This is a genomic window from Sodalis sp. RH16, assembly GCF_047324245.1.
Classification (GTDB): domain Bacteria; phylum Pseudomonadota; class Gammaproteobacteria; order Enterobacterales; family Enterobacteriaceae; genus Acerihabitans; species Acerihabitans ligni.
In genome coordinates this window covers 3,149,145-3,169,508 of sequence record NZ_CP178737.1, presented here as the reverse complement: position 1 = coordinate 3,169,508, position 20,364 = coordinate 3,149,145, and the positions used below count along the sequence as shown (strand labels likewise).

Sequence of the window (20,364 nt, the reverse complement as noted above, 5' to 3'; positions counted from 1 at the left end):
TTCCAGCATCATTTACCTGTTTGCCCCGGACCGATAACCGGGGCGGCTCAGGGGAACCCATTATAATGGCACTACCGTCGTATTTTTGATCTCTTCCATCGCAAAACTTGAGGTAACGTCAATCAGCCCCGGCACACCGTTAACCAGGCGCTTATAAAAATTATCGTAGCTTTTCATATCGGCAACCAGCACCCGCATCAGGTAGTCATACTCGCCGGCCATACGATAGAACGCCAGGACTTCCGGCATCTCTTTTACCAGGGCGACAAAGCTGTGATACCAGTCGCTATTGTGCTGTTGTGTTTTGATATGTACAAAGGCCGTAAGTGCCAATCCCAGTTTATCATGATCCAGCAAGGCCACTTTGGCGCGAATGAACCCCTCTTCCTCCAGGCGTTTGAGACGTTTCCAGCAGGGCGTGGAGGTTAAATTCACGGCTTCCGCCAGGGATTGTAATGACGTCGTACAATCCTGCTGCAGTAATGAGAGTAACGTGCGATCGGTTTTATCTAACATGGCGAGCTTCTGGAGAAAAACGTTCTCCCATAACACGGTATCAGGGAGAAAAAGGCAACTTTTTTTTCCCGCTTCCCCGCTATGCTGTGGTCATCGACACTTCGGGGGATATTATGAACCAGCAATGGGTTAAACAGGCTATCAGCGACATACAGGCTGACTTCCAGCGCTCGGCCGATACGCACTTGATACGCTTCGAGCTACCGTCGTTTCCCGGCATTTTTTTCTATTTGAAAGATGAAAGCACCCATCCTTCAGGCAGCCTGAAACACCGTTTAGCCCGTTCACTGTTCTTATACGGATTATGCAACGGCTGGATCAAACAAAACCGGCCCGTTATCGAGGCTTCCTCAGGCAGCACGGCGGTATCGGAAGCCTACTTTGCGCGGCTGCTGGGCCTGCCGTTCATCGCGGTCATGCCGGAGTGTACTGCCAGGCGAAAAATAGAACAAATCACCTTTTATGGCGGACGCTGCCATTTTGTCGGCCACAGCGGGCTGATTTACGAAGAGGCCACCAGGCTTGCCGAAGAATTGGACGGTCACTATATGGACCAGTTCACCTATGCCGAACGGGCCACCTATTGGCGGGGCAATAACAATATTGCCGAAAGTATTTTCCGGCAGATGGCCCGGGAACCCTTCGCAGAACCGGACTATATTGTGATGAGCGCCGGTACCGGCGGCACCTCGGCTACCCTGGGACGTTATATTCGTTATCAGGGACACGATACCCGCCTGGTGGTCACCGACCCTGAACATTCGGTATTCCATGATTATTATCATCAGCGCGACCCCTTGCTCACAGGCGACCAGGCCGGACGCATCGAAGGAATAGGACGGCCGCGGGTTGAGCCTTCTTTTATTGCCGATGTTATCCATCGGATGATCAAGGTTCCCGATGCCGCAAGCATCGCCGCCCTTTATTGGCTGGAGCCGATTTTAGGCCGCCGGGTCGGGGGCTCCACCGGCACCAATATGTGGGGCGTACTGCAATTGGCCCGGGAGATGCGGGCACAAGGCCGCCGGGGCGCTATCGTGACGCTGTTGTGCGATAGCGGGGAACGTTATCAGGATACCTACTACAACCCGGCGTGGGTAAGAGAACATATCGGCGATACGGCTCCCTGGGTTGAGATGTTACGTGATCTATAGCGGCACCGGGATACCTCCTGAATAAATCTCGGCTTTGCCCTGCGCCAAGAAGGCAGTAACATATCCTTTTGCGCAACACATGCAACGAGTCCAGTGATGAAACGAGCAGTAGTGGTTTTTAGCGGCGGGCAGGATTCCACGACGTGCCTGATACAAGCGCTCACGTTATATGATGAAGTCCATTGCATTACCTTTGATTACGGCCAGCGCCACCGGGCGGAAATTGACATTGCCCGCCATTTGGCGCAGGAGCTGGGTGCACGTGTCCATAAGGTTATCGACGCGGGATTGCTCAATGATTTGGCGATAAGCAGCCTGACCCGCGATAACATCCCGCTGCCCCACTACGACGATACCGCCGGCGACGCGTTGCCCTCGACCTTTGTGCCGGGACGCAACATTCTTTTTCTCACCCTGGCGTCCATTTATGCTTACCAGGTGGGTGCGCAAACGGTAATTACCGGGGTATGCGAAACGGACTTTTCCGGTTATCCGGATTGCCGCGACGAATTTGTGCAGGCGATGAACCAGGCGGTGAAGCTGGGAATGGCCCGGGATATAGAGTTCAAAACGCCGCTTATGTGGCTGAACAAGGCGGAAACCTGGGCGTTGGCTGATTATTATCATCAGTTGGACAAGATCCGCCACGATACGCTGACATGTTACAACGGTATCAAAGGCGATGGTTGCGGCGAGTGCGCCGCCTGCCATTTGCGGGCGAGGGGATTAGCTGAATATGAACAGGATCCGGAAAGGGTCGCCGCTGAAATGAAACGTAAAACCGGTCTTATGGATTAGCCGCCTGTTTCCATTGACCGCACCTTATTATTAACCAACCACCTTGGTTGATCGGCTTATCGGGTCAGAGGGACCAACCGCCTCCCTCCGAGCCTGAATCTTTCATTAAATAAACGACTCATTATTCGAACGAAGAATGCTTATTTTTTCTTGGATTTTTTCTTGGAAGTGGCATTCAGCAACGCCCGCAGTTTTTTCACTTCACTACTGGTAAAGGGTTGTTCAGTGATTTCTTGGGTGTGTTGATTATCGACGTCGGCGGCGACATGCTCCGTTGGCGCAGCGCTGTCCTCATTCAGGCTGCGTTCCAGCCTTGCGCCTATTTCTGCACTCATGGAAACGCTATTGCTCTCTGCCAAGGCTTTAATTCTTTCCTTGAGTTGCAGAGGAAGTTTGATTGTTAAGTTAGCTGTCTCACTCATCGTGCTTTCCTATTCATAGAAGAGCCACTAACTTAGGAAAGTTAGTTCCGGTTGTCTAGGCTGTCATAAAAATTTAATATTATTGTCAAAAATTTGCGACATATTGAGAGAATACATTTTAGCCGACTTTAAAAAAAAGCGCTTGTTAACTTATAGGCCAGAGAGCCTTTAAAATCAATACATTAAGTTGTTAAGCGCTTTAAATTAGCGGATTCACCCGCTGACGCAGCCGGGAGAACCCGCAAATCTAATGTTAAATCAGAGCTCTAGTTGAGATTGGATCTTTTCGTAGGTTGCAGTTCCTATTCCCTTGACCTTTTTCAGATGATCTATTTTCTTGAAAGGACCGTGCTTTTCACGGTATTTGATAATTTCGCCGGCTTTGGACGGGCCGATGCCTTTCAAACCCTCCGCCAATTCCTCTGCGGTGGCGGTATTGATATTGACCTTTTCGAATTCATCTTCATCATCGGCAGTGCTATCGGCTTTATCAGACTTGCCGGCGCCTTCTCCTTCCGCCGCCGAGACGTCGGTTTGCGTGGATTTATCCTTTGCGTTGCCTTCGGCGTCGTCCTGCGGCGCCACGGCCGTTTGTGAATCAGCCCCCTGGACGACCTTATCTCCCGTTTGGGCAATAGGCAAATCCTGGCCGCTTGCCGTTGATGTGGCTTCGAGGTCCGGGGTTAGAGCATCGACCTCTGCTGATGAGTCGCCGCGCGTCGCTTTAGTCCCGCCTTCATCCTGCCCGGTATGGTGATGAGCTTCGGCAATGTGGCCGATGGCCGTCGTATCCTGGTCATCTCCCACCGTCGCATAGGCGCCAAGCGGCATGATAAATAAACCGGTGGACAGAATGATACCGAGGGTGCGTTTCCATGATGTATACATTGTGCTTTCTCCTTGTTTGCTTGCACGGGTGGCAGAATGCCCGAGGCGGGAGAAAGGGACAACCAGGGAATACCGAAGATGCAAAAGGCCCCATGCGGGACCCTTTGCCGTTACATCCTATGCGGGATTTTTATGACCGCTATTGCATTTGTGCGGCATTGCCCAATTTGATTTTGGCTTCACCGCGCAGGTTATTAAGCAGCGCATCGAAAGTCACGCCGGTCATGCCCTGATTCAACTGGCCGACAAACAGGCTGCGCTGCCGATCGTCAAGCTTGCGCGGAATGATCTCATCCAGTGCCAGCAGAACTATATTACCCTTGCCATCCTCGGAGAGGCCATAGGAGGATTTATTCGGCTGCGGTTGCGGCAGGGTAAAGACCGCTTGGCTCAACCGGTCGTTCTGCCGGGTGGAATCGAAGGTCTGCGCCTCGCCAAACGCCAGGTTCGCCGCCTTCAGGGCATCATTCCCTTTGCCCTGTTTCAAAGCCATCAGGATCTTTTCGGCGTCCACCCGGGCCTGCTGCGCCGCTTTCTGGCGTTTAACCTGCTGCTCCACCTGCGAGCGCACCGTATCCAGGGATTTGGTGGACTCCGGTTTATGCTCGGCGATACGCACGATAAAGGCCCGGTCGCCATCCACGGTAATGACATCGGAATTATTGCCGGGGGCGCCGTTGGCGCCCAGCAGGGAACCGTCGAAGATGACCTGTTTCACCGGATCAAAATTCAGCCCGGCCGGAACGCTGTCGCGGCTGAACCAGTCGGTTTCGATAGCCTTGGTACCGGCGGCGGCTTCCGCCGAAGCCAGCGATTCGTTATCATTGCTGGCGGCATCACTTACTTTCTGCTGCAAAGCATAATAAGCATCCACCGCTTTCTCCTGCTTCACCTTCGCCGCGACGCTGTCATGCACCTCGGCCAGGGGCTTTACCTGCGCCGGTTGGACATCATCCAGCCGGGCAATCAAATACCCGACCGACGAGGTGATCACGCCGGAAAGCTGGCCTTTATCGTTGAGGTTGGCCTGTTTAAGTTCTTCGACGGTGGAGTCAGCCTCCATCCAGCCGATATCGCCGCCGTTTCTGGCGGAAATCACATCGGTGGATTTCTGTTTCGCCAGGGTGGCGAAATCAGCTCCCTGCTGCAGCTGCGCCAGGATGCCTTTCGCATCAGCCTCGGTTTTGCTTTGTATGATGCGGTAATGTTTCCGTGCCTGCTGGGTGAACTGATCTTTGTGCTGGTCGTAATAGGCCTGTACCTCGGCGTCGCTGACGGTGGTTTTATCCATCATCGAGGCGGCGTCCAGGGGGATATAGGAGACCTTAAAGGATTCGGGCAGGACGTAAGCGTTTTTGTTCTGATTGTAATTGTCCTGGATTTCCTGATCGGTGGCGGTCTGTGCGGCCACCAGGGTATCGATGTCCAGGGTCGCCAAGCGCGCTTTACGATCCTGAATAGCCAGCGACAGCAGGCGGGTGGTTTCGTCCGGCAGCATAAAACCGGTGCCCCCCATGCCCTGAATCAACTGTTGGGTCAATAGCTGTTTGCGCATCAGCTGCGCATATTGGTCGGGCGTCAATCCCATGCTGTTGATGATGGAGCGGTATTTTTCATTATCGAATTTGTTGTCGGTCCTGAACGCCGGGATGGCGAAGATCGCGTCTCTGATCTGGTCGTCGCTGGCCGCCAGACCCAGGGTCTGGGCATATTGGTCAAGCAAGGTTTCGTCTATCAGCTGGGACAAGACCTGCCGCCGCATCTGGAGCATATAACCTTCGTTGCCCGCCAGGGCCGAGAAGCTGTCGCCCAAGGATTCCTGCTGGCGATTACGCTCATTTTGCACCGCCTGCTCCAACTGGGCGCGGCTGATCTGCTGACCGTTGACCTTGGCGGCATAATCTCCGCCGCCGCCTATCAGATAGTTGCCTACCCCGGTCAGCACGAATGAAATGGCGACAATGGCCAGAATAATTTTGAGCACGACGTGATTTGCGGCCGCGCGTAAATTGTCCATCATAGTGTGACAACACTCCGCTGTAAAATGAATGAAACCCTGCGCGGCGGTGATATCCCGCTACACCCGTCATATTTCAAGCCGCAGGTGCGTTGGCCTTCCTGCAACCCGGATCATATAGGGTATATCATGCCGTCATCCGAGAGCGGCTGCGCGCTAAAGCTATTCCTCTGACAACAACGTTAGCCATCTGTCAGGAGAAAACAAAAAAGGCACATCGAAAAGATGCGCCCTGTATTCTACCCTACCCGTTCACTTGCGTCAGGTAATAGTTTGACGCAAAAAACAACGGTGCAACAATCAGTTGACAGCGTCCTTCAAACCCTTGCCGGCGCGGAAGCCGGGCACTTTAGCCGCTGGGATACTGATTTCTTTACCAGTTTGCGGATTACGACCGGTACGGGCAGAGCGTTCGCGAACCGTAAAAGTGCCGAAGCCGACCAATGCAACGTCATCTCCCTGTTGCAAGGTTTCGGTAACGGAACCAATAATTGCGTCCAATGCACGTCCGGCAGCCGCTTTGGAAATATCAGCACCTGCGGCAATTTTGTCGATCAGTTGTGACTTATTCACTCGTTCATCCCCTCTAAAATTCTCTTGTCGCGGCGGAATTTTCCTTAAACGCGACAGCGCAGCTGTTATACCAAGCCTGTTATGTACTGGCAAGTGTAACGCAATTACCGACCAGGCCAGACAGCTACCTAACTTAACGGTACAAAAAAAGGCTGGCAAGCGGGAATTCGCCTGTCAGCCTTATTTTTAACGCTATATGTTACATTGAGCCACTATTTTGCCGCCGCGGTCACTATCTCCATGCCAAAAGGCGAGTTTTGCAGGGCCAGCGTCAGCACTTCGTCGATACGCTGAACCGGGTGGATATCCAGATCGCGAATCACATTCGCCGGCATATCTTCCAAATCGCGTTTATTCTCGTAAGGGATCAATACGGTTTTAATCCCGCCGCGATGCGCCGCCAGCAATTTTTCCTTCAGACCGCCGATGGGCAGCACCTGACCGCGCAACGTTATTTCACCGGTCATGGCAACGTTAGCCCGCACCGGATTACCTGTCAGGCAAGAAACCAGGGCGGTGCACATGGCGATACCGGCGCTAGGACCATCTTTGGGCGTCGCGCCTTCCGGCACATGCACATGGATATCCCTCTTTTCGTAGAAATCGGCGGTGATGCCCAATTTATCCGCACGGGAACGCACCACGGTCAATGCCGCCTGAATCGACTCCTGCATCACCTCGCCCAGCGAACCGGTATAGGTGAGTTTGCCCTTGCCCGGCACACAGGCCGTTTCGATGGTCAGCAGTTCCCCGCCGACTTCGGTCCAGGCCAGGCCGGTAACCTGCCCTACGCGATTTTCGCCTTCGGCGCGGCCATAGTCGAAACGCTGCACGCCCAGATAGTCTTTGAGGTTATCGCCGTCGATATGGATATGCTTGATGGTCTTGTCCATCAGCAGCGTCTTCACCGCCTTGCGGCATAATTTGGAAATTTCCCGTTCCAGATTACGCACCCCGGCTTCACGGGTGTAGTAGCGGATAATACCGATCAGGGCGCTGTCTTCGATAGTCAGCTCACCCGATTTCAACGCGTTGCGTTCAATCTGTTTTTGCAGCAGATGCTCGCGGGCGATATTGAGTTTTTCGTCTTCCGTGTAGCCGGACAGGCGAATCACTTCCATACGATCCAGCAGCGGCGCCGGGATATTCATGGAGTTCGACGTTGCCACGAACATGACGTCGGACAAGTCGTAATCCACTTCCAGATAATGGTCGTTAAACGCCACGTTCTGTTCGGGATCCAGCACTTCCAGCAGCGCGGAAGAGGGATCGCCGCGCATATCCGAGGACATTTTATCGATCTCATCCAGCAGGAACAGCGGATTTTTCACCCCGACCTTGGACATCTTCTGGATAAGTTTACCCGGCATGGAACCGATATAGGTCCGGCGGTGGCCGCGTATTTCAGCCTCGTCCCGCACTCCCCCTAGCGCCATACGCACATATTCGCGCCCGGTGGCCCTGGCGATGGATTGCCCCAGAGAGGTCTTACCCACCCCCGGCGGTCCCACCAGACAGAGTATCGGCCCTTTTATCTTGCTGACCCGGCTCTGCACCGCCAGATACTCAAGGATACGTTCCTTAACCCGTTCCAGGCCGTAATGGTCTTTATCCAGTATTTCCTGCGCCTTCACCAAATCCTTTTTCACTTTGGTGCGCGCGTGCCAAGGCACCGAAAGCATCCAATCGATATAACCGCGCACCACTGTGGCTTCGGCGGACATCGGCGACATCATCTTTAGCTTTTGCAATTCCGCTTCGGTTTTTTCACGCGCCTCTTTAGGCATTTTCGCCGCTTCGATTTTGCGTTTCAGCGCTTCGTTTTCATCGGGTGCGTCGTCCATTTCACCCAATTCTTTCTGAATGGCTTTCATTTGCTCATTCAAATAGTATTCGCGCTGACTTTTTTCCATCTGCTTTTTGACGCGGTTACGGATCCGTTTTTCCACCTGCAGCAGGTCGATTTCCGATTCCATCATCGCCATCAGATATTCCAGCCGCTCCGTAACATCGGCCATTTCCAAAACCGATTGCTTGTCGCTTAATTTCAACGGCATATGCGCGGCTATGGTATCGGCCAAACGGGCGGCGTCATCAATACTGTTCAAAGACGTCAGTACTTCGGGCGGAATCTTTTTATTGAGTTTGATGTATCCCTCAAATTGATTGATCGCCGTGCGTACCAGGACTTCCTGTTCACGCTCGTCTATTTCGGGGGTATCGAAATATTCAGCCTGGGCGGCAAAGTGTTCGCCGCTGTCCGACAAAGTCGTTATACGGGCGCGCTGTAAACCCTCAACCAGTACTTTTACCGTACCGTCGGGCAATTTCAGCATCTGGAGAATCGAAGAGACGGTCCCGACTGAAAAAAGATCGTTAATACCCGGTTCATCCGTAGAGGCCTCTTTCTGCGCCACCAGCATGATTTTTTTGTCGCTGTCCATGGCTGCTTCAAGGCACCGAATCGATTTCTCCCGCCCGACAAACAGCGGGATGACCATATGCGGATAGACCACCACATCGCGCAGAGGCAATACGGGGATTTCTATGCGTTCGGAACGCTCAGCATTCATAGAGCTCTCTCTTAGTTTAGCTTCCGCCAGGTTTAGGGGATTCGCAAAACTCGGCTTTTGCCAGTTTCAACAAATAGGTATCAGAGTATATGGGGGCAATTTTTTTACATTCAACGGGCAAGGTAATGGAAAACAAATGGGGGATAAAATCCCCCACATTAATTACTTTGTCGTTATTTCAGCGGCTTGCCGGCCTATTATTCACCGGAAGCCTGCTGTGCCTCATGTTTACCATAGATCAATAATGGCTCCGACTGGCCGTCAATAACCGACTCGTCGATGACCACTTTTTCCACGCTATCCTGCGAAGGCAGTTCATACATGGTTTCCAGCAGCGCGCCCTCGACGATGGAACGTAATCCACGCGCTCCGGTTTTACGGGCCATGGCTTTTTTGGCAATGGCCGTCAGCGCCTCGTCGCGGAATTCCAGCTCCACTCCTTCCAGATTGAATAATGCCTGGTACTGCTTGGTAAGGGCATTTTTCGGCTCTTTCAGGATTTGAATCAGCGCGTCCTCGCTCAATTCATTAAGGGTGGCAAGCACCGGCAGACGACCGATAAATTCAGGTATCAGGCCGAATTTGATCAAATCCTCCGGCTCAACCTTGGTCAGCAGCTGTCCTTCGGACGCCTTTTCGGCGCTGCCTTTGACCGTGGCGCTAAAACCTATGCCGCGGCCGGTATCGATACGCTGCTCAATGACTTTGTCCAGACCGGCAAAGGCGCCGCCGCAGATAAAGAGGATCTTCGAGGTGTCCACCTGCAGGAACTCCTGCTGCGGATGCTTGCGGCCTCCCTGGGGCGGCACGGCGGCAATGGTGCCTTCGATGAGTTTCAACAGCGCCTGCTGGACGCCCTCGCCGGACACATCACGCGTGATGGACGGATTATCCGATTTGCGGGATATCTTGTCGATTTCATCAATGTAAACGATGCCGCGCTGCGCTTTTTGCACGTCGTAATCACATTTTTGCAGCAGTTTCTGAATGATGTTTTCCACATCCTCGCCGACATAACCCGCCTCGGTCAGCGTGGTTGCATCCGCCATGGTAAAAGGCACATCCAGAAAACGCGCCAGCGTTTCCGCCAGCAGCGTTTTGCCGCTGCCGGTGGGACCGATCAAAAGAATATTGCTCTTGCCCAGTTCGATACCATTGGTGGTATCGCCGTTGCGCAATCGCTTGTAATGGTTATATACCGCTACCGCCAGGACTTTTTTTGCTTTCTCCTGGCCGATCACATAATCGTCCAGATGGTGGCGGATTTCATGGGGCGTCGGCAACGCGCTGCGTTCCCTGTGCGGGGCAACTTCCTTGATCTCTTCGCGAATAATGTCATTGCATAAATCGACGCATTCATCGCAGATATACACTGACGGCCCGGCGATCAGCTTCCGCACCTCATGCTGGCTTTTACCGCAGAAAGAGCAATACAGCAGCTTTCCTGAACCGTCTTTGCGCTTATCTGTCATCAGTAACCTCTTTCTCTAGTCTTGTCCCGCAAATCAACCACGGCGGCAACGCGACTGCTAAACGTAAAACCGGCGCGATGAGTGAATATGAGTCTACCCGAACACCTATACTCTAACTATAGTCTATGGGTATTCAGAATTTCGCCTCAATCGCGATGGTTTAATATGCCATCCACTAATCCGTAGTCTACCGCCTCATCGGCGGATAAGAAACGATCGCGTTCCGTGTCTTTCTCAATTGTTTCAAGCGGACGGCCGGTATGTTTGGCCATCAGTTCGTTCATGCGGGATTTCACCTTCAAAATCTCTTTCGCATGAATTTCAATATCCGTCGCCTGACCCTGGAAGCCGCCCAAAGGCTGGTGAATCATCACCCGGGAATTGGGCAGGCAGAACCGTTTACCCTTGGCGCCCGCCGTCAATAAGAATGCCCCCATGGAGGCGGCCTGCCCCATACAGATAGTGCTGACATCCGGCTTGATAAACTGCATGGTATCGTATATCGACATACCTGCGGTGATAACCCCGCCCGGCGAATTGATGTAAAGATATATGTCTTTCTCGGGATTCTCGGCCTCAAGAAATAACATCTGCGCCACAATCAGGTTCGCCATATAGTCTTCGACCTGGCCGGTCATAAATATGACACGTTCCTTCAGCAGGCGCGAAAAGATATCGTAAGAACGCTCTCCGCGTGAAGTCTGCTCAACCACCATCGGCACCAACGCCATGCGGGGTGCGTGTTGATCTTTTTCGCCACTGTATGACATTACCATCTCCTAGATAAATTTCTTTCGGCGCCATTCTTACCAATTCTACTTGAGATGAGGAACAATCACCACGTTCAAGCAGACGGATCGCCTTTTCGGTCGAGCGGATGTTATCAGCAGGGACGTATGCGTTTGGGCGTAATAATTCCCTGTAACCTTTAATTGGGGGGTCCGACCACGCTTTTCAAGCGCCGGCGCCTGTTCTTTCATTGGCTGCAACGTGAAAACCATCGTGCCGATATCTAACGGCGGCCGCTAAGTATCAAATAAGCATAACTATTTGCGCTAAACCGCCGCCCTTTATGAAGACGCAACGGATGCATAGAACAGCCTTGCGCAAATAAAAAAACCCGCCACCATAGGATGACGGGCCATTAATGATAAACACAGCGCCTGGTCTGGAGCAAGCCCCCGGCCAGACAGATTTATCATGCCGCGGTGGGTTGATTCATCAGTTCGCTGAACGTGGTGTTTTTTTCCACTACCTTAGCGCTGGCCAACAAAGCTTCAACCGCTTGCTCTTCCAAAGCCACGTTACGCATATTATTCATCATTTCCTGATTTTTTGCGTAAAACTCGATGACTTCGCGCGGGTCCTCGTATGCCGAGGCCATTTCCTCAATCAAGGTCTTGACCCGATTTTCATCGGCTTTCAGCTCGTTGGTCTGGATCACTTCGCCCAGCAATAATCCAATTTTAACGCGGCGTTTAGCCTGTTCTTCAAACAGTTCGCGCGGCAATTCCAATGCCTGCTTTTCGTTGCCGCCGAAACGCTGGGCGGCCTGGCGGCGCAGGACGTCGATTTCACCGTCCACCAACCGCGCCGGGACATTGATGTCATTGGCGCTGATCAGTCCGTCGATAACCTGGTTCTTAACCCGGTTGCGAACGGCGTTTTTCAGCTCGCGTTCCATATTTTTACGCACTTCGGCGCGCAGGCCGTCGAGGGAGCCGTCAGGCACGCCGAAACGTTTGATGAAGTCTTCGGACAGTTCCGGTAATTCACGCTCTTCGACTTTTTTCAATACGATGGCAAACTTGGCCGCTTTGCCTTTCAGATTTTCCGCATGATAATCTTCAGGGAAATTGACGTCGATCTCGAAGCTATCGCCGGCTTTATGGCCAATCACGCCCTCCTCAAAGCCCGGGATCATCCGGCCCTGGCCCAGCGCGAGCACGAAATCAGCGGCTTTGCCGCCTTCAAATTCTTCGCCGTCAATGGTGCCGGTAAAATCAAGGGTCACGCGGTCTTCAGCGATAACGTCACGGTCGGTTTCTTTCCAGTCCGCCTGCTGCTTGCGCAGGGTTTCGAGCATCTGATCGACATCGGCGTCGTTAACCTCAACCACGGGCTTTTCGACTTCGATGGTATCCAGATCTTTCAGCTCAACTTCAGGATAAACTTCAAATTCAACATGGTAGGTAAAATCTTCCCCTTTCTTGTATTCGCCGGGGACATAGTCGGGCGAGCCGACCGGATTGATTTTTTCCTGGATAATGGCATCGACAAAGTTACGCTGCATCAGGTCGCCCAGTACATCCTGAAGTACCGAAGCGCCATAACGCTGTGCCACGATATTCATCGGCACTTTTCCTTTGCGGAAGCCATCAATGCGAACTTTTTTGGCGACGTTCACCAGTTCGCTTTTTACCGCTTGCTCAATGCTGTCGGCGGCAACGGTAATGGTTACGCGGCGCCCCAGGCCTTCAGTGGTCTCAACAGAAACTTGCATCTTGTTACCTCAAAAAATCACAGTGCTCGGTCAACTCCAGAAGCCGTTTTCAAAGAAGCGGTCATCCAGGTCCACTGACGTGAAAATGGCCTCTTAGAACCGGGAGGTCTGAGTGAACAGAAACCCGTTCCCCGTCGTCGTCAGAAGCATCCCGAATACATTCCGGAAATATAAGACGCGGCATTATAGCGGCATAGAGTTTATGAGTCGAGAACAGCGCGAAATTTGACACAAACCGCGAGCCGCCGCCCACAAAAATAAAAAAAACGGCCGGGCGGCCGTTCTGATTGCATGAATAATTTCAATATGGAAAAGGAGTAGACGAAGACTCTCATCAGGCCATCAGCCCCGCGCCGCGACAGGGCGGCGACGCCGGTACGGCATTTTGCAAACTGGCCCACTCTTTGAGGGTGTAGGTATGCAGGGCCAGGGCGTGCACCGGCCCGGCCAGTTCCTCGGAAAGAACCGCGTATAACGCGCGATGCCGGTTCAGGATCCGCTCGCCGGCAAAACGCTCGCTCACCATTATCACCTTGAAATGGCTTTCCGAACCCGCCGGCACGTTGTGCCGATAGCTCTCGTCGATGACCTCCAGATGGATAGGATCAAACGCTGCCCTTATTTTTGCTTCTATTTGCTCGCGGAACATGATTTTCTCCTTACTGCCTAGGCTGCGCGCTCAATATCGTCAATTAGAACTTTAGCCGACTTTTTATTAACTCATAGCACTAATATCATAAATATTTGTCTTAAAAAGCCGAAACTTCAACCCAAATGACCTGCGCTACGCTAAAGCGCCGGTAATGTGTTTTTTTGCCAACCAGGAAAATTGCGGGCCGGAAGAGCAACGTTAGCATAATTTAACGTGATTCTGATCTTCCCACCGCGAACGGCAATGTTATTATGTGGCCAATTTGTCTCCCCCTATGCATCTTAATGATTGAGAAGGCGATTATGCTGAAAAAAATGTTCTTCCCCTTATTGGCTGCGCTGCTGCTCGCCGGCTGCGCCGCCAAAAGCAATACCCTTGAAGTGACCCCGAGAATCGACCTGCCGCAGCAGGATCCTTCCCTGATGGGCGTTACGGTCAGCATTAACGGTGCCGACCAGCGCCCCGACCAGGCCCTGGCGAAGGTGAACCGCGACGGCCAAATAGTGGTATTGACGCCCTCGCGGGATCTGCGCTTCCTGCTGCAGGAAGTCCTGGAAAAACAAATGACCGCGCGCGGCTATATGATAGGGCCGAACGGTGCGGTTGACTTGCAAATCGTGGTCAACAAGCTCTTTGCCGACGTTTCCCAAGGCAACGTGCGATATAACATCACCACCAACGCCGACATCTCGATTATCGCCACGGCGAAAAACGGCAACAAGCAGATGAAGCATTATCAGTCGAACTACAGCGTGCAGGGCGCATTCAACGCCAACAACGAAAATATCACCAAAGCCGTTAACAGCGTGTTGAGCGATGTCATCAGCGATATGGCGCAGGACACCAGCATCAGCCAATTTATTAAAGAAAACTCTCATTAATAAGCGGTATCATTCCTATCGACCCTTCCACGTTCCCACCCGCTCCGCGCGGGTGGGCTTTTAACCCACCGGTTAACGAACTGAACGACCTATGCCCAATCGCCATCTTAGCCTTGCAACCCTGGCCCAACCCCTATCGCTGATGTTGCTGTGCCTGGGCTTTGCCTCCGGCCTGCCGCTGGCGTTAACGTCCGGCACGCTCCAGGCCTGGATGACCGTGGCCAATGTGGATTTGAAAACCATCGGCTTCTTTTCCCTGGTGGGCCAGGCGTATGTCTTTAAATTCCTGTGGTCGCCGGTGATGGACCGCTATACCCCGCCGTCGTTCGGCCGGCGGCGGGGCTGGCTGATCATTACCCAATTGTCCCTGATAGGCGGCCTTCTCGCCATGGCGAGCCTCACGCCGGAGCGCAACCTGGGCGCTATGGCCGTGGTGGCGGTCTGGGTGGCCTTCTGTTCGGCGTCGCAGGATATCGTGTTCGATGCCTATAAAACCGATCTGCTGCCGCCGGAAGAGCGCGGAACCGGCGCCGCCGTCTCGGTATTAGGCTATCGCATCGCCATGCTGGTTTCGGGAGGTTTGGCGCTTTGGCTGGCGGACGGTTTTTTGGGATGGCAATACACCTACTATCTTATGGCCGGCTTAATGGTGATTGGCGTGGCGACGGCCTCGATGGCGCCGGAGCCGGATAACGCGATTCCGGCTCCCCGGACGCTGGAGCAGGCTATTGTGGAACCGCTGCGGGATTTCTTCGGCCGCAACAATGCCTGGCTTATCCTGTTGCTGATAGTGAGTTACAAACTTGGCGATGCCTTCGCCGGCGCCCTCAGTACGACATTTTTGATACGAGGGGTGGGTTTCGCCGCCGGAGAAGTGGGGGTAGTGAACAAGACCTTCGGTTTGCTGGCCACCATACTGGGTACTCTGGTTGGCGGCGTATTAATGCAGCGACTGACGCTGTTTCGCGCCCTGCTGCTGTTCGGCGTGCTGCAAACGGTATCCAATGCCGGCTACTGGGTGTTGGCGGTCACCGATAAGCATCTGGCCTCCATGGGCGCGGCCATCTTTGTGGAAAATCTCTGCGGCGGCATGGGGACCGCGGCCTTCGTGGCCCTGCTGATGAGTCTTTGCAATAAGTCCTTTTCCGCCACCCAGTTCGCACTGCTTTCCGCCCTGTCCGCCGTCGGCCGGGTCTATGTGGGCCCCATCGCCGGCTGGTTCGTGGAACTCCATGGCTGGGCCTGGTTCTATTTGTTCTCTGTCGTTGCCGGCGTCCCCGGCCTGCTGTTGCTGATAGTGTGCCGGGATACGCTGAGCTTCGCCCAGGAAACCGGCGTTTTTCCCAGACGCGTCGGTTATGCCGGCCCCTACCGGTGGGCGCTGTGGTTACTGCTGGCCGGCGCCTCGCTGCTTGCGGCGGGCCTGGTGCTTATGCTGGCGCAGTCGGCCGGATGGCTGGACGCCACGCCGGTGACCGGCTATTGCTGGCAAAGCGGCGCCGCGCTGATCTCCCTGGCCATACTGGCGGGATGCTGCTGTGATTTTGCGTCGATGCGGCGTTCACAGGATGCCGGCTGATAGGCCAAAAAATAGACTAAATAAGAATTTCTCCTCATCTCTTTGCCGTAAAAACGTCTCTTATTGCTATACAAAAAGGGCTTTTTTTGTATCTGATTTTTATTATCGCGATAGGGCAGGAAGGTTATAGTTTAACAACTTTACTATTGCGGGAGGTACATATTTGCTTTTTTGTAGCTTATTTGTCGTTAAATGCTATTTTTATGTTAATGTAATGATAAGAACACCGCCGCGTTATTCTTTATGAATCGAGAATATTTGTTCTGTGGCTTATTTTTCTCTAAGCCTTTGTGAGTATTCATATTTTGTCATAATTTTCCAAGCCAATGATATCTTTCACATCGAGCGGAAACATGTTTCTGACATAACCTTAAGCATGTTTACAGTACTGCAACCTTCCCGTAAAATGCCCACACACAAGAAACGACATTAGAGCCCTTTTTTATTGAGGTCGTTAGATGAGACTCAGGAAATACAATAAAAGTATAGGGATTCTGTCATTGATTTCCGCCGCCGCTTTACTGAGCGGTTGCGATATGGCGTTAATGAATCCCAAAGGACAGATCGGACTGGAGCAACGTTCACTTATACTGACTGCCCTCGGGCTGATGTTGCTGGTAGTCATACCTGCTATCGTCATGGCGGTGGTCTTCGCCATAAAATATCGCGCTACCAACACCAAGGCAACGTACAGTCCCAACTGGTCCCACTCAGGTAAAGTGGAACTGGTGGTCTGGACCGTGCCGATTCTGATTATCATTTTTCTGGCGACACTGACCTGGAAATCAACCCATGCGCTGGATCCCGGCAAACCCATCGCATCCAATGCCAAGACCATCAATATCGAAGTGGTGGCGATGGACTGGAAATGGCTGTTCATTTATCCGGAGCAAGGTATCGCCACCGTTAATCAGATTGCCTTCCCGGTGAATGTGCCGGTCAAGTTCAACATCACTTCCAACTCGGTAATGAACTCCTTCTTTATTCCCCGGCTCGGCGGACAGATTTACGCCATGGCGGGAATGAATGCCACGCTGCACCTGATTGCCAATGAACCCGGTGCTTACAACGGCATCTCTTCCAATTTCAGCGGCAGGGGATTCTCCGGCATGAAGTTCACCGCGATTGCCACACCGGACCAGCAGGGTTTTGATGAGTGGGTCCAAAAGGTGAAATCGTCGCCGGAAACCCTAAATACCATGGATGCCTATGAACAATTGGCCGCGCCGAGCGAATTCCATCCGGTGGAGTATTTTTCCAGTGTGAAACCCGACCTGTTCGATTCGGTCATCGGTAAATTCATGGGAAAGGGCAAGAGCATGGACATGACCCAGAAAAACGGGATGGACATGAGCATGAGTGAGCACTCTCACGCGGGAACCGAGGAATAACACGATGTTCGGATTATTAACGCTGGATTCGGTTCCGTATCATGAACCGATCATTATTATCACCGTGGCCGCCATTGTCGTTATCGGGCTGGCTCTGGTGGCGGCCATTACCTATTTTGGCAAATGGCAATATCTGTGGAATGAATGGTTTACCTCGGTGGATCATAAAAAAATCGGCGTAATGTACATGATTGTGGCCTTCGTAATGCTGCTGCGCGGCTTTGCGGACGCCATCATGATGCGCTCGCAGCAGGCGCTGGCCTCCGCCGGCGAAGCCGGTTTCCTGCCGCCCCACCATTATGATCAGGTGGTCACCGCCCACGGCGTCATCATGATTATCTTCATGGCGACCCCATTCGTGGTCGGCCTGATGAACCTGGCGGTGCCGCTGCAAATCGGCGCCCGCGACGTGGCATTCCCCTTCCTGAACTCCATCAGCTTCTGGTTTTTTGTGGTGGGGGTGATACTCATCAACATCTCGCTGGGCGTGGGCGAATTCGCCCAGACCGGGTGGGTGGCGTATCCGCCGCTGGCCGGCAAGGAGTATAGCCCGGGGGTGGGGGTGGATTACTGGATATGGAGTATCCAGATAGCCGGTATCGGCACCACTCTTACCGGGGTGAATTTCTTCGCCACCATTATGAAAATGCGCGCGCCTAACATGCCGCTGATGAAAATGCCGGTGTTTACCTGGACGGCATTGTGCACCAATATCCTGATTATCGCCGCGTTCCCCATTCTCACCGTCACCATCGTTCTATTGACCCTGGATCGCTATCTGGGCACCCATTTCTTTACCAATGATATGGGCGGCAACATGATGATGTATGTCAACCTGTTCTGGGCCTGGGGTCATCCGGAGGTGTATATCCTGGTACTGCCGGTGTTCGGCGTTTACTCCGAGGTGGTGGCCACCTTCTCCAAAAAGAGGCTGTTCGGCTACACGTCGCTGGTATGGGCCACCATCGCCATCACGCTTCTGTCGTTCTGCGTCTGGCTGCACCACTTCTTCACCATGGGCTCCGGCGCCAACGTCAATGCGTTCTTCGGCATCATGACGATGATTATCGCCATACCCACCGGGGTGAAAATCTTCAACTGGCTGTTTACCATGTACCAGGGGCGCATTGTTTTCAATTCGGCCATGCTGTGGACCGTCGGTTTTATCGTCACCTTCTCCATCGGCGGCATGACCGGCGTGCTGCTGGCGGTGCCGGGCGCCGACTTTGTCCTGCACAACAGTCTGTTCCTGATAGCGCATTTCCATAACGTTATTATCGGCGGCGTGGTGTTCGGCTGTTTCGCCGGCATGACCTACTGGTGGCCGAAAGCCTTCGGTTACACCCTGAACGAGAAATGGGGCAAACGCGCCTTCTGGTTCTGGATTATCGGTTTCTACGTTGCGTTCATGCCGCTGTATGCGTTGGGTTTCATGGGCATGACCCGTCGTTTAAGCCAGCAAATCGACCCTGAATTCCATCCGCTGCTGATGGTGGCGGCCGGCGGCGTAGTCCTTATCGCCCTGGGCATTTTGTGCCAGGTGGTGCAAATCGTTCTCAGCGTCATCCAGCGGGATCAGAACCGGGATCTCACCGGCGACCCGTGGGGCGGACGCACCCTGGAATGGTCCACCTCCTCACCGCCGCCGTTCTATAACTTTGCCCTGGTGCCGGATGTCAACGATCATCGCGACGCCTTCTGGCAGATGAAGGAAGACGGAACGGCTTATCAGAAACCGCTGGCCTACGAACAGATCCATATGCCGAAGAATACCGGCGCCGGCGTCATTATCGCCGCCTTCAGCCTGTTTTTCGGCTTCGCCATGATCTGGCATATCTGGTGGCTGGCGATTGTCGGCTTTGCCGGCATGATAGTGACCTGGATTATCCACAGCTTCAACGAAGACGTAGATTATTACGTGCCCGCGGCGGAAGTGGAGCGTATCGAAAACCGGCATTTTGACCAAATTAGTGAAGCGGGCGTGAATAATGTCAACTGAGACCCTGTCAAATCATGATACCGCCCATGCCGCGCATGGGCACCACGATGCGGGAGCCATAAAGGTATTTGGCTTCTGGATCTACCTGATGAGCGACTGTATTTTATTCGCCACCCTGTTCGCCACCTATTCGGTTCTGGTGAACAGCGTCGCCGGCGGTCCGTCGGGCAAGGATATTTTTGAACTGCCCTTTGTACTGGTTGAAACCTTTTGCCTGTTATTCAGCAGCATCACCTACGGCGTCGCGATCCTTGCCATGCACAAAGGCAATAAAAGCCGGGTTATCACCTGGCTCGGACTGACCTTCCTGTTCGGCCTGGCGTTTATCTGCATGGAGCTGTATGAATTCCATCACCTGATAGAAGAGGGTTTTGGTCCTGACCGCAGCGGGTTCCTGTCCGGGTTCTTCACCCTGGTGGGCACGCATGGGCTGCATGTCACCTCGGGTCTTATCTGGATCCTGGTGATGATGGTGCAGGTTTCCCGGCGCGGCCTGAACGCCACCAATCAAACCCGATTGATGTGCCTGAGCCTGTTCTGGCATTTCCTCGACGTGGTGTGGATTTGCGTGTTTACCGTGGTGTATCTGATGGGAGCCATAGGATGAGTCATTCCGCAACCGGACACGGCGGCGCCAGTCACGGCAGCCTGAAGTCCTATTTAACCGGTTTTGTACTGTCAATCATTTTAACCGTCATCCCCTTCGCCATGGTGATGAACGGCTCGGCCACCAAAACCACCCTGATTGCGGTTCTGGTTGCCTGCGCGGTAGTACAAATATTAGTCCACCTGATCTATTTCCTGCATTTGGATTCCTCTTCCGAACAGCGTTGGAACCTGGTGGCCTTTGTCTTTGCAGTATTAATAATCGCGATTCTTGTTGTGGGCTCCCTGTGGATTATGTGGTACCTGAACTACAACTTGATGGGCCATTAAAAGAGCGCAA

The 20,364-nt window shown here is 53.2% G+C and carries 18 protein-coding genes; 8 read left to right on the top strand and 10 right to left on the bottom strand.

From position 1 onward, the window contains the following. Positions 1-60: 60 nt before the first annotated feature. Positions 61-516 carry an Lrp/AsnC family transcriptional regulator gene (locus tag ACL2XJ_RS14550; RefSeq protein WP_132922925.1) on the bottom strand — a complete coding sequence of 152 codons (456 nt, stop codon included), beginning with the start codon at positions 514-516 and terminating at the stop codon, positions 61-63. A gap of 113 nt (positions 517-629) precedes the next feature. Here ACL2XJ_RS14550 and ACL2XJ_RS14545 point away from each other — a divergent pair, with 113 nt between their 5' ends. Further along, positions 630-1,670, top strand: coding sequence for a PLP-dependent cysteine synthase family protein (locus ACL2XJ_RS14545; RefSeq protein WP_413723638.1), 1,041 nt, complete (start codon positions 630-632; stop codon positions 1,668-1,670). A gap of 96 nt (positions 1,671-1,766) precedes the next feature. After that, positions 1,767-2,468 (top strand): 7-cyano-7-deazaguanine synthase QueC, encoded by a 702-nt coding sequence (gene queC, locus ACL2XJ_RS14540; RefSeq protein ID WP_413723637.1) that lies wholly within the window; start codon positions 1,767-1,769, stop codon positions 2,466-2,468. Between the two features lie 140 nt (positions 2,469-2,608). Here queC and ACL2XJ_RS14535 read toward each other — a convergent pair whose 3' ends face one another. The 9 genes from ACL2XJ_RS14535 to bolA all read right to left on the bottom strand — a co-directional run bounded on the left by ACL2XJ_RS14535 (position 2,609) and on the right by bolA (position 13,568). After that, the gene (locus tag ACL2XJ_RS14535) at positions 2,609-2,890 is read right to left on the bottom strand and encodes an Arc family DNA-binding protein (protein ID WP_132922928.1); all 282 of its coding nucleotides are present in this window, start codon (positions 2,888-2,890) and stop codon (positions 2,609-2,611) included. A 258-nt stretch (positions 2,891-3,148) separates the two neighbouring features. Further along, positions 3,149-3,778, bottom strand: a complete 630-nt coding sequence (locus tag ACL2XJ_RS14530; RefSeq protein ID WP_413723636.1) for a ComEA family DNA-binding protein — start codon at positions 3,776-3,778, stop codon at positions 3,149-3,151. Between the two features lie 139 nt (positions 3,779-3,917). After that, positions 3,918-5,798 carry a peptidylprolyl isomerase gene (gene ppiD / locus ACL2XJ_RS14525; protein ID WP_413723635.1) on the bottom strand — a complete coding sequence of 627 codons (1,881 nt, stop codon included), beginning with the start codon at positions 5,796-5,798 and terminating at the stop codon, positions 3,918-3,920. Between the two features lie 297 nt (positions 5,799-6,095). Beyond that, entirely contained in the window at positions 6,096-6,368 is a 273-nt protein-coding gene (hupB, locus tag ACL2XJ_RS14520; protein WP_132922930.1) for a nucleoid-associated protein HU-beta, read from the bottom strand. Positions 6,369-6,580: 212 nt separating this feature from the next. After that, positions 6,581-8,941 (bottom strand): endopeptidase La, encoded by a 2,361-nt coding sequence (gene lon / locus ACL2XJ_RS14515; protein ID WP_165934156.1) that lies wholly within the window; start codon positions 8,939-8,941, stop codon positions 6,581-6,583. 197 nt (positions 8,942-9,138) lie between these two features. Beyond that, the gene (gene clpX, locus ACL2XJ_RS14510; protein ID WP_132922932.1) at positions 9,139-10,413 is read right to left on the bottom strand and encodes an ATP-dependent protease ATP-binding subunit ClpX; all 1,275 of its coding nucleotides are present in this window, start codon (positions 10,411-10,413) and stop codon (positions 9,139-9,141) included. 146 nt (positions 10,414-10,559) lie between these two features. Further along, positions 10,560-11,183 (bottom strand): ATP-dependent Clp endopeptidase proteolytic subunit ClpP, encoded by a 624-nt coding sequence (clpP, locus tag ACL2XJ_RS14505; protein WP_132922933.1) that lies wholly within the window; start codon positions 11,181-11,183, stop codon positions 10,560-10,562. A 428-nt stretch (positions 11,184-11,611) separates the two neighbouring features. Next, positions 11,612-12,916, bottom strand: coding sequence for a trigger factor (gene tig / locus ACL2XJ_RS14500; protein ID WP_413723634.1), 1,305 nt, complete (start codon positions 12,914-12,916; stop codon positions 11,612-11,614). Between the two features lie 334 nt (positions 12,917-13,250). Further along, positions 13,251-13,568, bottom strand: a complete 318-nt coding sequence (bolA, locus tag ACL2XJ_RS14495) for a transcriptional regulator BolA (RefSeq protein ID WP_207918049.1) — start codon at positions 13,566-13,568, stop codon at positions 13,251-13,253. A 302-nt stretch (positions 13,569-13,870) separates the two neighbouring features. Between bolA and ACL2XJ_RS14490 the strand changes: the two genes are divergently transcribed. The 6 genes from ACL2XJ_RS14490 to ACL2XJ_RS14465 all read left to right on the top strand — a co-directional run bounded on the left by ACL2XJ_RS14490 (position 13,871) and on the right by ACL2XJ_RS14465 (position 20,354). Further along, complete coding sequence (locus tag ACL2XJ_RS14490; protein ID WP_132922936.1) at positions 13,871-14,449, top strand: lipoprotein; 579 nt, start codon at positions 13,871-13,873, stop codon at positions 14,447-14,449. A 91-nt stretch (positions 14,450-14,540) separates the two neighbouring features. Beyond that, the gene (ampG, locus tag ACL2XJ_RS14485; RefSeq protein ID WP_413723633.1) at positions 14,541-16,028 is read left to right on the top strand and encodes a muropeptide MFS transporter AmpG; all 1,488 of its coding nucleotides are present in this window, start codon (positions 14,541-14,543) and stop codon (positions 16,026-16,028) included. A 458-nt stretch (positions 16,029-16,486) separates the two neighbouring features. Beyond that, the gene (cyoA, locus tag ACL2XJ_RS14480) at positions 16,487-17,419 is read left to right on the top strand and encodes a cytochrome o ubiquinol oxidase subunit II (RefSeq protein WP_132922938.1); all 933 of its coding nucleotides are present in this window, start codon (positions 16,487-16,489) and stop codon (positions 17,417-17,419) included. A gap of 4 nt (positions 17,420-17,423) precedes the next feature. After that, positions 17,424-19,418, top strand: a complete 1,995-nt coding sequence (gene cyoB, locus ACL2XJ_RS14475; RefSeq protein ID WP_132922939.1) for a cytochrome o ubiquinol oxidase subunit I — start codon at positions 17,424-17,426, stop codon at positions 19,416-19,418. Beyond that, positions 19,408-20,025 (top strand): cytochrome o ubiquinol oxidase subunit III, encoded by a 618-nt coding sequence (locus ACL2XJ_RS14470; RefSeq protein WP_132922940.1) that lies wholly within the window; start codon positions 19,408-19,410, stop codon positions 20,023-20,025. Before cyoB ends, ACL2XJ_RS14470 begins: the two co-directional genes overlap by 11 nt. Next, positions 20,022-20,354, top strand: a complete 333-nt coding sequence (locus ACL2XJ_RS14465) for a cytochrome o ubiquinol oxidase subunit IV (protein ID WP_132922941.1) — start codon at positions 20,022-20,024, stop codon at positions 20,352-20,354. Before ACL2XJ_RS14470 ends, ACL2XJ_RS14465 begins: the two co-directional genes overlap by 4 nt. Positions 20,355-20,364: the final 10 nt, after the last annotated feature.

What these genes read in the sequence shown, in the direction of transcription:
- ACL2XJ_RS14550 (WP_132922925.1), bottom strand. Translation starts at nt 516, where the DNA reads ATGTTAGATAAAACCGATCGCACGTTACTCTCATTACTGCAGCAGGAT.
- ACL2XJ_RS14545 (WP_413723638.1), top strand. Translation starts at nt 630, where the DNA reads ATGAACCAGCAATGGGTTAAACAGGCTATCAGCGACATACAGGCTGAC.
- queC (WP_413723637.1), top strand. Translation starts at nt 1,767, where the DNA reads ATGAAACGAGCAGTAGTGGTTTTTAGCGGCGGGCAGGATTCCACGACG.
- ACL2XJ_RS14535 (WP_132922928.1), bottom strand. Translation starts at nt 2,890, where the DNA reads ATGAGTGAGACAGCTAACTTAACAATCAAACTTCCTCTGCAACTCAAG.
- ACL2XJ_RS14530 (WP_413723636.1), bottom strand. Translation starts at nt 3,778, where the DNA reads ATGTATACATCATGGAAACGCACCCTCGGTATCATTCTGTCCACCGGT.
- ppiD (WP_413723635.1), bottom strand. Translation starts at nt 5,798, where the DNA reads ATGATGGACAATTTACGCGCGGCCGCAAATCACGTCGTGCTCAAAATT.
- lon (WP_165934156.1), bottom strand. Translation starts at nt 8,941, where the DNA reads ATGAATGCTGAGCGTTCCGAACGCATAGAAATCCCCGTATTGCCTCTG.
- clpX (WP_132922932.1), bottom strand. Translation starts at nt 10,413, where the DNA reads ATGACAGATAAGCGCAAAGACGGTTCAGGAAAGCTGCTGTATTGCTCT.
- clpP (WP_132922933.1), bottom strand. Translation starts at nt 11,183, where the DNA reads ATGTCATACAGTGGCGAAAAAGATCAACACGCACCCCGCATGGCGTTG.
- tig (WP_413723634.1), bottom strand. Translation starts at nt 12,916, where the DNA reads ATGCAAGTTTCTGTTGAGACCACTGAAGGCCTGGGGCGCCGCGTAACC.
- ACL2XJ_RS14490 (WP_132922936.1), top strand. Translation starts at nt 13,871, where the DNA reads ATGCTGAAAAAAATGTTCTTCCCCTTATTGGCTGCGCTGCTGCTCGCC.
- ampG (WP_413723633.1), top strand. Translation starts at nt 14,541, where the DNA reads ATGCCCAATCGCCATCTTAGCCTTGCAACCCTGGCCCAACCCCTATCG.
- cyoA (WP_132922938.1), top strand. Translation starts at nt 16,487, where the DNA reads ATGAGACTCAGGAAATACAATAAAAGTATAGGGATTCTGTCATTGATT.
- cyoB (WP_132922939.1), top strand. Translation starts at nt 17,424, where the DNA reads ATGTTCGGATTATTAACGCTGGATTCGGTTCCGTATCATGAACCGATC.
- ACL2XJ_RS14470 (WP_132922940.1), top strand. Translation starts at nt 19,408, where the DNA reads ATGTCAACTGAGACCCTGTCAAATCATGATACCGCCCATGCCGCGCAT.
- ACL2XJ_RS14465 (WP_132922941.1), top strand. Translation starts at nt 20,022, where the DNA reads ATGAGTCATTCCGCAACCGGACACGGCGGCGCCAGTCACGGCAGCCTG.